The organism is Aquimarina sp. MMG015 (assembly GCF_018100855.1).
GTDB lineage: Bacteria > Bacteroidota > Bacteroidia > Flavobacteriales > Flavobacteriaceae > Aquimarina > Aquimarina latercula.
Genome location: NZ_JAGJEB010000002.1, coordinates 258,424 through 274,969, shown reverse-complemented (window position 1 = coordinate 274,969; position 16,546 = coordinate 258,424). Strand labels below are relative to the sequence as shown.

At 31.5% G+C, this 16,546-nt stretch carries 14 protein-coding genes; 2 read left to right on the top strand and 12 right to left on the bottom strand.

Going from position 1 to position 16,546, the window contains the following annotated elements; all coding sequences use genetic code 11:
• Positions 1-21: 21 nt before the first annotated feature.
• The 6 genes from J8L88_RS04520 to J8L88_RS04495 form a co-directional block, all read right to left on the bottom strand.
• Positions 22-1,065, bottom strand: coding sequence for a helix-turn-helix domain-containing protein (locus tag J8L88_RS04520; RefSeq protein WP_211060077.1), 1,044 nt, complete (start codon positions 1,063-1,065; stop codon positions 22-24).
• Positions 1,066-1,153: 88 nt separating this feature from the next.
• Positions 1,154-2,260, bottom strand: coding sequence for a type 1 glutamine amidotransferase domain-containing protein (locus J8L88_RS04515; protein ID WP_211060076.1), 1,107 nt, complete (start codon positions 2,258-2,260; stop codon positions 1,154-1,156).
• A 281-nt stretch (positions 2,261-2,541) separates the two neighbouring features.
• The gene (locus J8L88_RS04510; protein WP_211060075.1) at positions 2,542-3,468 is read right to left on the bottom strand and encodes a YHYH protein; all 927 of its coding nucleotides are present in this window, start codon (positions 3,466-3,468) and stop codon (positions 2,542-2,544) included.
• A gap of 45 nt (positions 3,469-3,513) precedes the next feature.
• Positions 3,514-4,305, bottom strand: a complete 792-nt coding sequence (locus tag J8L88_RS04505) for a hypothetical protein (protein WP_211060074.1) — start codon at positions 4,303-4,305, stop codon at positions 3,514-3,516.
• Between the two features lie 6 nt (positions 4,306-4,311).
• Positions 4,312-4,638 carry a hypothetical protein gene (locus J8L88_RS04500; protein ID WP_162897342.1) on the bottom strand — a complete coding sequence of 109 codons (327 nt, stop codon included), beginning with the start codon at positions 4,636-4,638 and terminating at the stop codon, positions 4,312-4,314.
• 235 nt (positions 4,639-4,873) lie between these two features.
• On the bottom strand, positions 4,874-6,076 hold the full coding sequence (locus J8L88_RS04495) for an ATP-binding protein (RefSeq protein WP_211060073.1): 1,203 nt from the start codon (positions 6,074-6,076) through the stop codon (positions 4,874-4,876).
• 195 nt (positions 6,077-6,271) lie between these two features.
• Here J8L88_RS04495 and J8L88_RS04490 point away from each other — a divergent pair, with 195 nt between their 5' ends.
• On the top strand, positions 6,272-7,432 hold the full coding sequence (locus J8L88_RS04490; protein WP_211060072.1) for an iron-containing alcohol dehydrogenase: 1,161 nt from the start codon (positions 6,272-6,274) through the stop codon (positions 7,430-7,432).
• 81 nt (positions 7,433-7,513) lie between these two features.
• Here the strand turns inward: J8L88_RS04490 and J8L88_RS04485 are convergent, their stop codons facing one another.
• From J8L88_RS04485 to J8L88_RS04470, 4 genes are read right to left on the bottom strand one after another with little or no spacing between them, the layout of a single operon-like run.
• Positions 7,514-7,840, bottom strand: coding sequence for a hypothetical protein (locus J8L88_RS04485; protein ID WP_211060071.1), 327 nt, complete (start codon positions 7,838-7,840; stop codon positions 7,514-7,516).
• Complete coding sequence (locus tag J8L88_RS04480; protein ID WP_027391532.1) at positions 7,837-8,409, bottom strand: RNA polymerase sigma factor; 573 nt, start codon at positions 8,407-8,409, stop codon at positions 7,837-7,839. Before J8L88_RS04480 ends, J8L88_RS04485 begins: the two co-directional genes overlap by 4 nt.
• Positions 8,399-8,728, bottom strand: coding sequence for a hypothetical protein (locus J8L88_RS04475; RefSeq protein WP_027391533.1), 330 nt, complete (start codon positions 8,726-8,728; stop codon positions 8,399-8,401). The genes J8L88_RS04480 and J8L88_RS04475 overlap by 11 nt, the downstream gene beginning before the upstream one ends.
• A gap of 10 nt (positions 8,729-8,738) precedes the next feature.
• Positions 8,739-9,851, bottom strand: a complete 1,113-nt coding sequence (locus J8L88_RS04470; protein WP_247666413.1) for a serine hydrolase — start codon at positions 9,849-9,851, stop codon at positions 8,739-8,741.
• A gap of 314 nt (positions 9,852-10,165) precedes the next feature.
• On the opposite strand from J8L88_RS04470, the gene J8L88_RS04465 reads away from it, so the two are divergent.
• Positions 10,166-13,174, top strand: coding sequence for a GEVED domain-containing protein (locus tag J8L88_RS04465; RefSeq protein WP_211060070.1), 3,009 nt, complete (start codon positions 10,166-10,168; stop codon positions 13,172-13,174).
• Between the two features lie 82 nt (positions 13,175-13,256).
• Here J8L88_RS04465 and J8L88_RS04460 read toward each other — a convergent pair whose 3' ends face one another.
• Complete coding sequence (locus J8L88_RS04460; RefSeq protein ID WP_211060069.1) at positions 13,257-14,165, bottom strand: phospholipase A; 909 nt, start codon at positions 14,163-14,165, stop codon at positions 13,257-13,259.
• 85 nt (positions 14,166-14,250) lie between these two features.
• Positions 14,251-16,437: a S9 family peptidase gene (locus J8L88_RS04455; protein ID WP_211060068.1), complete on the bottom strand. Its 2,187-nt coding sequence runs from the start codon at positions 16,435-16,437 to the stop codon at positions 14,251-14,253.
• Positions 16,438-16,546 lie beyond the last annotated feature (109 nt).

The following is a 16,546-nucleotide window of genomic DNA, read 5'->3' as shown; positions in this document are numbered from 1 at the left end:
TTCGAAATATTGTATTATTAATTAAGAATTTTTCTTTCTATAAGACGACGGTGTTACACCTTCAAATTTTTTAAATGCACTATTAAAAGAAGAAAGACTGCTAAAACCTGTATCAAAAGCTATGGAAGAAATTGTGTACTTATCTCCAACATTTAACAGCTTATTTTTAGCTTCCTGAATCCTGTAATGGTTGATATAATCATTAAAGTTTTTATTAGAATATTGATTAATCGCAGATGATGTTTGCTGTACACTTTTTCCGAGCAACTTACTCAATTTTATCAATGAAAGATCTGGTTCTAAATATAATTTTGTGTTCATTAGTTTTGATATTTCATCAAATAATGAATAATCATCATTTACATTAAAAGCATTACCGTTTAAATCTGTAGCCTTTAGTTGAAATGCCTTGTAACTCAAGAAATATATAATTATAGAATATACTACAGGTCCAATAATATAGGGAACTGATTCATCCAATATATTTAATACATATGTTATCCAAATAATTATAAAACCAAATGCCAAAAGGTGCAACCAATCAAATATAGCTTTATGAGATTTAGTTATTTTAACCGATTGATATCGATTCTTTATTTTTTTTATAACAATCCATCCTAAGAGGATATAAAGTGCAAAATGCAGATAAATAAATACCAAACCACTACCAAATATTAAAATAACAAAATCACTTGTTTCATACCATTCTTTAGTAACTAAGAGACTAGCAAAAAACACTAAAAGGAATGGAATAATTTCTATAAAATAATACTTAGGAAGTTTAAAGCCTGGAACAGTCATTCCCAAAATATACCATCTAAAAAAAGGTCCTATTAATAATAAAAAAGCCAATCCTATAAATATAAAAATAGGCTCCAAGTTATTACCAAAATTAAGCATTACAGATTTACCAATCCGGAAAGCCATAAATACTAAAATCAGTCCAAGTAATAAATTAGTAAGCGTTTTTTTCTTTTTAAAACCTATCAAATAAAAAGCGAACAATATTCCGTGCAAGAGTCCTGCGCTGCTAAGTATAATAAGTAAGATATCGGAAAAATTCAATGGACTTTTTTTTCAAATGTAGGGATATTTCATATTCCAATGAAGTATATCCTATATAGAATAAGTTTCTATATAGGATATATAATAACTAGCTGTTTTCTTTTGATTTCTTTTTTGCATACGAAGTAAGGCTTGTTAAACTAATAAAACGACCTATTTTTCCTTGCATAGCTGCAATAATCCCATGTTTTGCAATTAATACTCTAGACATAGGTTGCTTATCCTTAGTATACATTTGATCAATAAGTCCTCTAGCCTTTTCTGAACCTTGTTCATGATATGTTTTTAAAACTTTTACGGCATTTTCTTCTCCTGTAACTTTTCTAAATTTAGGCTTATAGCCCAATTCAGTAATCATTGACTCTGCTAGAACCCAAGTAGACCAAGGATTTTGACCGGTAATCAAATTTTTATCTTTACTTATGTTTTCTAGATACATCGTCCCTTCATTAAAAACACCTCCTTGATCAACTAATTTATCTTGTAAAAGAAATGGGAATATTGTTTTTGCATCCGATATCAATAACAATTCTTCTGCATTAGTGAATCCACTAACTTTTTTATTCTCTAGTAAATGCTTCCCGGTATTAAGCGTAACATTTACTAAAGCGGCTGGACCATGACATACGGCTCCGACTACTTTGTTATTTTCATATAAGTTTCTGACTATAGCTTGTATTGACTCGTTGTCTGGAAAATCAAACATAGCTCCTTTACCTCCTGCAAAAAATACCGCCTCATATAGATCAGGGTCAATCTTATCTACAGGAATTGTATACTTAACTTTAAGTTGAGCAACACTATCATTAAGAAACGCGTAATCAAATTCTCCCATATCTTCAGCATCTATGACTACAGGAGGTTCTCCTCCTAAAGGACTTGCTATATCAACATCAAAACCATTTGCCTGAAAAACATAATACGCTCTAGATAATTCGGTCAATTCATAACCGGTACTTTTTTCAGTATTCCCCATTACATTCGTACTAGTAACGATTGCTAGAATCTTTCCACGCTTATCAATTTTGTTTTTTGATAAATAAGGTAAATCAGACATCTGAGTTGATGTAATGTCTTTCATATTTTCCGATGACGGTATTAACCCCATAAACCACCACCCAAAAATGAATAGAGAAATAATAATACTCCCAAAGGAGATAAGAATCCATTTAAAAATTTTATACTTTTTGAACATGCTATTTGTTTTAAAATTATAGCACGAAATAATAGTAAATACTAGACAAAATATGTCGAAATTATAATTCCGTCAGAGTATATTATACTTTTAAATGGTATTCAACTTAATCAATAAGCTCCGTAATTACTTACGAAGCTTATCTTACAAAACTAATTAATTACATAAAACTCATAAGAGCATATTTAACACAAATTAATTAGACGTAACATTAAAATTGCAAACACCTTTTTTGAGATTTACTATTGTAGAAAACATCTTTATATAATAACTACGTTTATTCATCCTTTTCTTGGTCCTTTGTCTGGAGGAAAAGGTCTTCTCGATCTTTTCTGTTCTTTAAATTCACCCATTAAACATCTGCTGATATAAGGAAAGCTTTCTGTAACTAAATAAATATAATTTCCATTATGTATAATTCCATTACATTCATCTAAATCTCCATAACCCGCTACATATTCGAAATCTGATCCATAGGTACCATCGTGATGACCACCAATAGAAATATCCATACGAGTCATAGGATTTTCATAGCTACAATCTTCTCCTTCTCTTGTTCCTTTTAAAAGTTTATAACTAGGTTTATATATTCCACTTTTAGAATAATATATTGGGTATCCATCGTGAGCAAATCCAATGTGCACCAAATCTTTTCCTGTATCAAAATCAGCAATAATAGAAGTTGGAGTACCGTGATAATGATACGCTCCAGTAGGTTGTACATGCGCGTGATTAAAATCCAAACCTAAATCAATTACATCTTGTAATGCTTCTACTCTGTAATTTTCTCCACTCTCACATTCTACTACTTCTGCAGTTCCCGGTTCGAATTTAATACCATTTAGAGCCACACCTGGTTCTCTTACCCAAACAGCCTTACCGGTATATATTGGATTTAAGGGAAAACTATATGTTTTTTCTTGCGCTTTAATCTTATTTGGATTTCCAGAGTTTGGAAAATCACCTGTTTTATGGTTCGGAAGCGCATTAGTAACCATAATTCTTTTATTCTTAGATACAGTCACTTTGGTTTTTGTGCCATATTTTTCATTAATCAATGAATATGAATCAAAATAATCTACTGCATCTTGATGAGTATGATTGAAGCCATCATGAGAATGACTTGTTTTTTTGAATTGTATATCACTACAACTAATTATAACAATGTTCATGGTAATTAACAAGGAAGGAATTTTAAACTTTTTCATATTTTGTTTATTCTTCTTTTTAATGATTATCTAAAGCTCTTATGATTATTTGGATGTTGTTTTAAACCAAAAATCTATAGCAGGTACGGATTCGGTTTTTCTGCCTTTTGACCTACCTTGATCTCCTCCTCCTGGACCATTCCCAGATCTTCCTTGGGGAGCGCCACCATTAGATCTTCCTCCACCTCTTCTGCCACCTCCTCGAACAGAAGCTTGTTGCGTAGGTCTAGTTCTTTCCGAATTATCTCGAGACATCTCAACTGTTTTTACACCTATAGAAAGCTTATTAAAATTAATACCAGATTTTACGTTGATTTTATTATTAGGAATTTTTAAATAATAAATAAAACTGTTTCTTTCTTCATTAACTGCTAAATTGATCGTAATACCTTCATTGTTAAGAAGTGTATTAAACTCTTTAGTTTTATCATAATATTGATACAATGCTTTTTGTGGTGTATTGTTTTTTAGCCTATATCCTATTTGACGTATTATACTATCATTATCAGGAAATTCTCTAGTTTCATTAGGCCTATCCTTATTTCTTCTTGGAGGTCGTTGATTATTGGCTATTGGATAGGTAATAAATACATTCTTTTTCTTTTTACCTTTCGTATCAAAATATACATTTATTCCTTGACGTAGTATAGATGTTGCAACTTTAGAATCAATCGTTTCAATAGTAAGGTATACGTATACTTCGTCGGTATATATTTGATAAGTTTCGGTATTATTAATTACTGTAGTTGTGTCTATCACAACATCCGCGTATAAAGAAATTGCGAATAATGATTTCATTATAAAGATACAAATGAGTACCAAAATTTTATTTTTCATAGTTAATTATTTTGAAGGTGCTAGTGGTTCTATTTTTGGGTATATAGAAATTCTTATTAGTATGGTAAGTAGTGTTATACTTAGAATAATCAATAACCATATGTTTTTTATTGATCGTTTATCTTTTATAAATGATTGTGTGTCCATTTCAAAAGAATCAACAAAAGTGTTTATTGTATTTTTAATCAATTCAAAATTGGTTGATTCACTCTTAAAAGAAGAAAGATTTATAACTAACTCATATGGATTAACTGGATTAGAAAGCGTATGTATACAGATACTCCCTATAAAAGTAATAATACAGATTGTTGTTATTAATATGATTTGTTTCATAATCTGTTGATTTGAAATTACACATTAATGACTAAAAAAAACAAGAGAAGTTTAATCACAAAATTGCATTTTCTATGAAATGCTATTCATTTTCTGCGAAATGAAGATTATATTAAGTAATTACTTAGTTAGATAAGTTACCTATCTAATGGTTGACACAATTTTTTATAGAATCAACTTTCATTTTTTAAAGATTCATAATCTTTTTTTATTGAATAATACAATTGGGAGTTTTCTAAGTTTTTGATATAGAAAAAGTAAATGTACTGCCAGTTCCCTTAGAAGAAATAACCGAAATATCACCACCTAAATTCCTAACTATTTTCTTTACAGTAGCCAAGCCAATACCAGTACCAACATTGCCATCTCTATCTTCTACTCCTACTACCGTAAAAAGATCAAATATTTTATCTAAAAAATCTTTTGGGATTCCATCACCATTATCCTTTACAGAGAAAATGTAAAAATTTTCTTCTTCCTTAAGTGTTATATCTATTACGATCTCAGATTTTGAATTATACTTAATTGCATTTGTAAGTAAATTAATCAGTACCTGCATTAAAGCTGTTTTATTAGCAAAAATTTGATTTACATCAGAATAAAGATTAAAATCAACTTTATGTTCAGAATCGGTTATTTTCTTTAATTCTTCTAATAAAAGATCAATGTCAATCTCTTCTTCATTATTTTTTACAATATCATCACTTTTATAAAACTTAAGAATACCATCTATATAATCTCTAAGCGAATAGGAAGAAGTCCTTAGATATTCCAAATATTGTAGTGATTCAGCATTAAGGTTATCTTTATTATCATCTTCTAAAAGTTCCGTAAGAGAAATGATATTAGCCAAGGGAGACTTCAGGTCATGGGAAACTACACTTGCGAACTTTTTAAGATCTTCATTTCTTTTCTCCAATTTATCACGGAGTTGGGTTAGTTTTAGATTCTGATATCGTTGTTCAAATAAACTGACTACTTGCTTAGACATTGCAAGCAATGCATTTTTTTGTTCAAGTGTTAATTCTCGTGGCTTAACATCATAAACACACAAAGTGCCTAATTTAAAACCTTCTGAATCAATTAACGGTGCACCAGCATAAAAAACAGCCTGATGCTCAGTTACAAGAGGATTTCCATCAAAACGTTCGTCTTCTCTAGAATCTTTAATTATTGTAATAGGATCATCCGAATTGATAGCATGTCCACAAAATGAAATTTCGCGAGGTGATTCACTAAAAGGAATTCCATGATGAGACTTTAAAAAATTACGTTCTTTATCTAAAAGTGTTATTAACGAAATGGGTACATCGCAGATATACGACATTATTGAAGTAATATTGTCATAGCTCTCTTCTGGTAAAGTATCTAATAAATCATACTTTTCTACAGCAGCTTGTCGAAACTTTTCATTTTTAGGTAATATAGGTGCTATCATTGGGGTAAATCTAAAAAAATAATCTGATTCTAATTATTTGTAAAACCAAATAAACTATCTGGTTTAATAGTACAAAAGTCGTAATATTTTTGTTTTTCTTACCATAGATCAATTATTAACCGCATATTTATTTTGAAATTTGTAAAAATAATTTCGAAAAACAAAGTCTAATCAACATATATAACAATAAAAATCATGAGGAATTTTGAATTATACGTACCTACTAAAGTGATTTTTGGTAAAGGAGAGATTAAGAAGTTAAGTAATGAAATACCAAAAGACAAGAAGGTTTTATTATTATACGGTGGAGGAAGTATTAAAAAAAACGGTGTCTATGATCAGGTAACTGCTGCTCTTAAAGAACATACAGTAATAGAGTTTTCTGGGATTGAAGCTAATCCAGAATATACAACCTTATTAAAAGCTCTAGAAGTAATTAAAACTAAAGACATCGGGTATATGCTTGCCGTTGGTGGTGGCTCAGTCATAGATGGAACTAAATTTTTATCTTCTGCAGCTCTTTATGAAGGTGATAATCCCTGGGATATATTAGCCAAAAGAATAAGAACTCTAAAAGGATTACCATTTGGAACTGTATTAACACTACCTGCAACCGGAAGTGAAATGAATAGCGGTGCGGTTGTTAGTAGATCAGAAACTAATGAAAAAATGGTTATGGGAGGACCTGGATTATTTCCTGAGTTTTCTATTTGTGACCCAACGGTAGTCCACAGTATACCTAAAAGACAATTGGCTAATGGTATAGCTGACGCATATACACATGTTTTAGAACAATATATGACGTATCCAGCAGACGCACCTCTACAAGATCGTTTCTCGGAAGGAATTTTACAAACATTAATTGAAATAGCACCTTCCGTAATAAAAGATCCTAGTGACTACACCGCTGCATCTAATTTTATGTGGTGTTGTACAATGGCATTGAACGGTTATATTCAAAAAGGGGTTCCTACCGATTGGAGTGTTCATATGATAGCACACGAGCTTACAGCTTTTTACGGTATTGATCACGCAAGAACATTAGCTGTCATATTACCTAGTGCATACACCAAAAAATTCGAGCATAAAAAAGAAAAGTTAGCTCAATATGCTGAACGTATTTTTAACGTTACAGAAGGTAGTACGGAAGAAAGAGCTAGAGAAGCTATAAAAAGAACTGAAGGCTTTTATCAATCATTAGGAATAGATACCAGATTAAGAGATTATACTGATGATTACGAAGGTTTTTCTAAAAAAGTGGCAAAAAACCTTACAGATCATGGTATGACTGCTTTGGGAGAACATCAAGATATTACGCCAGAAGTTGCAGCCGAAATAGTGGAAATGGCATATTAAATACATGTACATAGATAAACACAGTTAATTATTTTAAAAGATGTTAACTGTGTTTATTTAAAGTGTTACTTCAAGATTAATTTATTTTTCATTGAAATAATTTAATCTTATAATACTGTTCATAAAGCACAATATTGTTATAATAATCATTAAAAAAAACGGAGTCTTCGGAATATTATTGAAAAATGAACCAAACATACTGAAATTATGTTCTGGAAAATTGTGAAGAGATCCTATTGCAATAAATAGTAAAATTGAACAAGCAACAATAACAATTTTAAAAGACCAAAAAGAGGACTTTTTAGTATTTTGCAGAACATCAACTTTCTTCATTAATTTATTGATAAAATCATCCGAAGTTTCTACTGTACTTTTTTCTAATATTTTTTTTACATTTTCTTCTTTCATAATAAGTTATTTAAATCATCTCCTAATAACCTTTTTAGCTGGAAATGCATATTTTCTCTCCCTCTATATAAATCTACCTTAATTTTAGAGGTTTTAAATCCTGTAACCTTTTCAATTTCCTTTATTTTATATTCACATAAATAAAAGAGACGGAGTACTAATGCCTCATCCGGGCGCAATTGCTGTAATGCTAAATTTATAAATCTTTTTTGATCAGCTTCATCCATTGCATTTTTTTCTACCAATGAAATTATAAAACCACTCTCTAATTCATCAATATTTATACTATTCTTTCTCTTCTTTAATTCATTATAACTGGTATTAATCACTATACGATATAGCCAAGTAGAAAACGACGATTTGAACCGAAATGTGTGCAACTTATTATATACTTTTAAAAACACTTCTTGTAAAACATCTTCTGCAATAACTTGATTTTTAAGTATTGAAATAGCAAGTGATAGTGATACATCTTTATAGACATACACGAGTTGTCTAAAAGCTGATGCATCACCATCATTTATTCTACGAATTAGATCGTATTCTTGCTTGTATTGACTATTTCTCAAGTCTTTTTCTTATAAAATGAGCAACAATCAATCCAGTAGCTCCAAAAATTAAAATGGTACCCCAAATCAATAAATCCGCGGCATCTTCAGATAAATTAAATGTTGTAAATAACGAGGATACAAATAATCCAATACCTAAACCAAAAATGATACAGCCAATATCTAAATATTTCAATTTATTATTCTTTTGATCTATATATATTCCTTTTTCTATTAATGTCTTCTTTATTAAATACGTATATCTAGCAATTATGAATACAATCAATACAATAGCTATTATCATTGTTATGAATACAAATACTTCGTTTAAATCTTTCATTTATCTTATATTAAAAATGTTCTCCTAAAAATTTCTCTATTGTTTCCAGTAAAGGAAATAAATTATCTGAATTTGCAAAAATCACAAAACCATATTTTTGGTCAGGAACAAACATCGCATATGCCTGAAAATCATGATTGTTACCTGTATGCAAATGCATCAGTCCATTGGGAGTAGGTTTTTGAGCAAAACCAAGACCCCAACCAGTTTGACCGGTTTCTTTTAACAACTTATTATCAGGTTTAAAATGATTATGTTCCCGTAGCATTTGATCACGTGTAGTCACCTTAATATTTTTCGGGTTCATCATTTCGATTAAAAACAATGCATAATCTTCTGCATCTGAGTGCAAACTAAAACCAGGACCAACTTTTTTGTATTTATTAATTTCTGGATTTGTTTTTCCTTTTATATGGCCATTTGCAACATCTTCATTATAGATGTTGTTCCAAGTATATATACTTCTATCCATACCGATGGGATGCGCAGCTTCTTTTAAAAATAAAGAATCCAATTTGCTCCCCCATCCTATCCCTAACTTAGTACCAAAAGCTGCGCCCAAATGTTGATAAGCTTCTCCAGAATATGAAAAATCTGTACCCGGTTTGAATTTAATTTCAATTGGCTTTCCTTTTACCCAATTAGGAATACCAGAACCGTGGGATAAAATAATTCTTGGAGTTAAAATCTTATAATCCTCAAATGAGTCTTTATGAATAACTCCTTCAGGAAATATAGGTTCTAGATACGAATATATTGGTTCATCCAAATCCAAAACTCCTTTTTCTACCATTTTCATTAAAAAATATGCGAAAAGAGGTTTTGAAAGAGATGCTCCTTCAAAGATGGTTCTTTTTGTAACCGGTTTCTTAGTTTTAAGATTTGCAAAACCAAATGTATTATGATATACAATAGTGTTATCATTTATTATGGCTATAGAAAGACCAGGTAAATCAATAGAATCCATAGCTTTTTTAATATGCTTATTTAATAAAGCAACATCAATAACTCTTCCATCCGGTACTCGTATTGTTTTACTACTCTTTTGTCCAAAGGACATTGGTATAGATATTAAATAAAAAATCAATATCCATAGTTTTACTGTTCGTTTTGATAAAATCATTTTGATCAATTTAAAATGTGATTATTTTTTTGATTGTGAATTCACATGTATTGGACAAAATGATTTTAAAAAAGGTTACAAATTTATTTTTAAACTAAAAATAACATAGAAAAAGGCAATAGAATTAATTACATTATTTGGCCATTATTTTTATAGAATATTTGTATAAATTCTCATCCAACTAACTTAATAAATGGTTATTACTCAGCCTTAATATGGTCTTCCCTTTCATTTAAAAAAAACACAAAATAATTTTAAATTACTGTTGAAATTTAAGTTAAATTTAAGTCAATTAACCATTTAAATTAACACAAATGAATTTAAAACTCAAGTTATTAACAGCCTTTCTTGTGGTCTCTTTTATGACTCAAGCTCAACAAACCGGAACGAAAGCATTTTACCATGGAAAAGTATCCTCGGTAGAATACGTATCGTCAATCGCATCAAGGCCTAACGATCTTATTGCACCAGATAATTCTGTCAGGGAAGCTAAGGATAAAAGATCATTAGGAAATCAAATTACCTCGGGTAAAGACCCACAAACTGAAAATGATTATTTCTTCAGAAACAAAAACAAAATGGAGCAAAGTGTTCAACGAGCTCCTGCTAGTCTTGTTTTTGATACGTATTCATCGAATTCTCAACCAACTGACCCTTCTATTGCTGTAGGTCCAAATCATGTTTTTGTCGTTTACAACACTGGTTTTATGATTTATGATAAATCTGGTAATCAGTTAGTAGGACAAACATCTCCTAATCCTGCAATTTTTCCGTCAGGTGGTTGTTGTGACCTTACTGCTTCTTACGACAATGCAGCTGACAGATGGGTTCTTTCATTTTTGGGATCTGGTGCTCAAGTAGCAGTTTCTGATGGTCCAAATCCTGTAACTTCTGGATGGTTTGTATATAACATATCAGGAATACAAGACTATCAAAAGTTATCTGTTTGGAGTGATGGGTATTATATCACTGAAAATACAGGTGGAACTAATAAATTATGGGCACTAGAAAGAGATGCTATGTTAGCAGGAGATCCTAATGCGCAAATTCTAGGTTTTAATCTTCCTGGCATAGTGACTAGTGGTTTTTTTAGTCCACAAGCTTTGAATGTTACCAATGGCAATTTACCGGCGCCCGGAGGTGCCACAATTCTATATTTACAGGATAATGCTTGGAATGGCGTATCGGTAGATCATATAAAGGTATGGACTGCTGATGTAGATTGGAATAATCCTAATAATTCTACAGTTTCTAACCCACAAGAAATTGTTACAACTCCTTTTATTAGTGTTTTTGATGGAGGAAGCTTTGTTAATTTGTCGCAACCAGGAGGAGGTACTTCTATCGATGCTTTACAGGCAACAATAATGAATCAAGCACAATTTAGAAAATTTGCAACTCATAACTCTGCAGTATTCAATTTTGTGGTAGATGCAGATGCTAGTTCTGGAGAATTAGCAGCAATTCGTTGGTATGAATTTAGACAAAGTGGTGATAATCAACCTTGGTCATTATATCAAGAAGGTACTTATACAGCGCCAGATGGAAGACATGCTTGGCATGCTAGTTTAGCAATGGATGGTCAAGGAAATATTGGTATGGGATATACTTCTATGTCTGGTCCTACTACTCCATCGACGGTAAGAGTTAGTTCTTATTTCACAGGTAGATTAAGTTCTGATCCTTTAGGAACTATGACTACAGCAGAAGAACTTATTGCTAATGGATCAGGTAATATTCCTGGAACACGTTATGGTGATTATAGTAAAATTGATGTAGATCCATCAGACGATTCTTCATTTTGGTTTATTAATGAATATGTAAATGGTAGTAGAACTGGTGTAGTAGGAAAATTTCAGATTGAAGCTGGAGTTCCGGATACGCAAGCTCCTACCGACCCTACAAATGTAGTTGCTAGCAATATTACAGCTGGTAGTGCTATTCTTAACTGGACTGCTTCTACTGATAATGTAGGTGTAGCTAGATATACTATTTCGATTGATGGGACTGTAGTAGGAACTTCTACAACTACAGACTTTAATGTTACAGGTCTTTCTCCTCTAACTTCATACGCCGTTTCTGTATCTGCAGAAGATGCTGCTGGTAATGTTTCTGGAAATGGAACTACTACGTTTACCACTATCGATGGTAGTACAACTGTTTATTGTGATTCTGCTAGTACTAACGTAAATGATGAATTTATCAGTAATGTGCAATTGAATACAATTAATAATACTTCTGGAGCTCAGTTTTATTCAGATTTTAGTGGTATTTCTACTGATTTAAATGAAGGTCAAACCTATACGGTTTCTGTAACTCCTACTTGGACTGGAACTGTATATGCAGAGGGATATTCAGTTTGGATAGATTATAATAACAACGGAGATTTTGATGATACAGGAGAACTTGTTTGGTCTAAATCCCCATCTACAGACAGTAGTAATAGTGGGTCTTTTACTGTACCTAGTGGAACTTCTGAAACTTCTGTAAGAATGAGGGTTTCTATGAAATACAATGCGATTCCAACTTCTTGTGAGACTTTTACTTATGGAGAAGTAGAAGATTATACAATTAACCTTAGCGCCGATGGAAGCGGTGGTGGTAATATACCACCAACTGGCTATTGTGATTCTAATGGACAAATAACTAGCGATGAATACATTTCTAACGTACAAATAGGAAGTATCAATAATACAACTACAGCTGAGGCCGGTGGATATGGAGATTATACAGCTATAACAACAAATTTAAGTAATACCAACACTATTACTATTACACCAACTTGGACCGGAACAATTTACAACGAGGGATATGCTGTTTGGATAGATTATAATCGAGATGGTGATTTTGATGATTCGAATGAATTAGTTTGGTCAAAAAGCCCTTCTACAGATGCTGTTAATACTGGTAGTTTTACTGTACCATCTGGAGCATCTGCTGGAGCTACCCGTATGCGAGTATCAATGAAATATAATGGGATACCTTCAACATGTGAATCATTTAGATATGGAGAGGTTGAAGATTATGTAGTAGTTATAGGAGCTTCTAGCCGTGATGAATTAGTTTCTTTTACAAGAATAGCAGATAAGAGTATCCAGCTTTATCCTATTCCTGCTACTTCGACATTGAACATTGAGATTAATGAAGGAAAGTATGATGAGATCATTATGATTTCTTCTAATGGTTCTATTGTAAAGAAAATAAATCCAGAAAAATCTTCTTTCGGAATTGATATTTCTCAATTCGCTGATGGACTATATTTTGTGAGATTTACTAATTCTAATGGATTAGCTATTACAAAAAGATTCCTTGTTAAAAAGTAATAAATAATATTTATTAGCCAATAAGTATTAGAAAAGGCCGTCGTCACTATGATCGATGGCCTTTTTGTTATTTAAATAAAATTTATCTCCATTGAAGAAGAGATAAACCTATTCCAAAAGTTGTTTGATTATGATTATAATCTATTAAGCTTTCACCATATCCATGAAAAAATTGCGCATGAACTTGTAGTTGATCTAGAACTTTAATAGCGTAATCAAACCGGATACTCCCTCTGTTTTTATTCCCACCGCGTAAAGAATGTTTTGCTAAAAAACTAATATCGTGTCTACCTCTTGAGAAAACTGTTAGAAATTCAGTTCTACCAACATAATCCTCTATTCCAGGGTTATTATCTTCTATCCTATCTTCTGGTAATCTCCACCAAGGCCTTAGAACGAAACTCCATGAAGGTGTTTCCCAACCGAACTGCAATACAATTCTATTCCAGCTTCTAGATAAAGGATTCGATCTTCCATTACTTTGATGATTAATTCCTATTCCAGCAAATACACCATTCAAACCAAGAATTTTATACGCTGTAGGAAATACTAACATTACTTCAGGCTCATAATTTGTTTCTCTAAACGGTCTAGAAATATTTGCACTATATAATTGCCATCTAGAAGATTGTGTATATCCCACCCAAACATCACCTCCTATTCTTTTACCAAAAAGATTTCTTACAGCTCTGGTTTTAAAACTTAATTGAAACTTTAACTCTGTATCCGAAAAATCAGATGACTCTTCTGCTAAATTAAGTGGGTTATCACTGGTCGGAAAATTATTAATATCAGTTGTATAATTAGCTACTAAAAAATAAACCGGTTTATAAGGTTCAATTTTAAAACGTTTAATGCTGTCTCCTTTAATTTGCCATCTTTTAGATAAGCTTCCTTCAGAATCTTTCTTAACTACTTGACCATAATTAAAAGAAAACATAAGAACCGATATTATTGTAGTAGTTATTACTTTCCTAAAGTCTTTATCCATTAATTCTACCACTTTTTTCAAATTTATAAAAAAGCCAGTAAGCATTGAGATCTTACTGGCTTTAAATCAATCTTTTTATAAAAATCTATTTCTCTATTCCTTCTAGATCAAGCATAAAAGCATACTCTAACGCCACACTTTTATATCTTTCGAAACGCCCAGAAGCACCTCCGTGTCCAGTTTCCATATCACAATCCATAATCAAAAGATTATCATCTGTTTTAAGTTCTCTAAGCTTAGCTATCCATTTCGCTGGTTCCCAATACTGTACTTGACTATCCCAGTATCCAGTTGTTATTAATATATTAGGATAATCTTTTGCTTCTACATTATCATAAGGCGAATATGATTTCATATAATCATAATATTCTTTGTTCTTAGGATTTCCCCATTCATCAAATTCAAATGTTGTTAAAGGGATTGTTTCATCCATCATAGTAGATACTACATCTACAAATGGTACCGCTGCAACGACACCATTCCAAAGCTCTGGTTTCATATTTAAAACAGCTCCCATAAGTAGACCTCCTGCACTACCGCCTAAGGCATACATATGATCAGAACTGGTATACCCTTCTTTTACTAAATAATCTCCAACATCTATAAAATCAGTAAATGTATTTTTCTTTTTAAGAAGTTTTCCATCTTCATACCAATATCTGCCCATTTCCTGACCTCCTCTAATATGAGCCATGGCAAAAACAAAACCTCGGTCTAACAAACTTAATCTAGTAGAACTAAATCTTGGTTCTGTACTACTTCCATAAGAACCATAAGAATATAATAAAAGTGGTGTACTAGCATTTTTTTGTATTCCTTTTTTATAAACAAGAGATATAGGAACTTTTACACCATCGCTAGCTGTTGCATATAAACGTTCTGATACATAATTGTCCTTAGAAAAATTAGAATCTAATACTTCTTGTTCTTTTAAAACAGTTTGCTCCTTGGTATCCATATTATAATCAATAACGCTATTAGGAGTTGTTAACGATGTATAACTATAACGTACAATATTTGTGTCAAAATCCATATTAACACTAGTTCTGGAAAAATATGCTGGATCATTAAAAGAAATATAATGATCATCATTACCATCCCATTTTCTTACTCTGATAGTACTAAGACCATTTTTTCGTTCACTCAGCACTAGATGATTTTTAAAAGCAGTAAAACCCTGTAACAAAACATCATCTCTATGTGGTATCACATCCACCCAATTCTCTTTTGTTGTAGCATTTACTGGTGTTTTTACTAATTTAAAATTTTTCGCATTCAGGTTAGTATTTATATAAAAATGATCTCCAAAATGAGCCACATCGTACTCGAGGTCTCTTTCTCTTGGTTGGATTACCTTCCAAGTACCATTAGGGGTATCTGCATCTAAATATCTGTATTCTGTAGACAACGTTTGATAGCTCCCACTAATAATATATTTATCCGATCTAGATTTATAAACAAATGTACTGAAGGTGTCATCTTCTTCATTAAATATTAATACATCTTGAGACTGATCGGTACCCAACACATGTTTATAAATTTTGTTTGCTCTTAGAGTGACTGAATCTTTAGAAGTATAAAAGACTGTTTTATTATCATTAGCCCAAGCTACACTTCCTGTGGTATTTACTAATTTATCAGAAAGCGTTTCGTTAGTCACTAAGTCTTTAAAATAAATAGTATATCTCCTTCTAGAAACGGTGTCAACACCATAAGAAAGCATTTTATTATTAGAACTAATAGATATTCCTCCTAATGCAAAATATGCTAATCCTTCTGCCATTTTCGGAGCATTCAACATAATCTCCTCTGTAGCATTATCCTCCAATTTTTTACGACAGTACAATGCATAATCCATTCCTTTTTCGAATCTAGTGTAATAGGAATATCCATTATCATTATAAGGTACAGAAGAATCATCTTTTTTAATACGTCCAACGATTTCATCGAATAATGTTTTCTGTAGACTATCCGTATGCTTCATAGCAGCATCCTTATAATCATTTTCTGCATTTAAATAATCCAAAACATCTTGTGTTTGGGCATCTGGAGTGTCTGCATTCTTCTGATCATCACTTAAACGCATCCAGAAATAATTATCTACGCGGGTATCATCATGCGCTATTAATTCTTCTGCTACTTTTTTAGCCACAGGAGCATCTAATGATTGATGTGGTTTTTGTTTTTCTACCGTTTTTTCTTCTTCCGTTTTTTTACAGCCTACAAAAAGCACTGAAACGATAAGAAATAGATTGATGATGTTTGTTTTCATTATAAAAGTTTGATTAAAATGTAAAATGAGTGTTTTTAATTATATAAAAAATTTTTAGTATTTGGATTTAAAAATACTAGTATTCTACTACAATTGGTAATTAATTCAA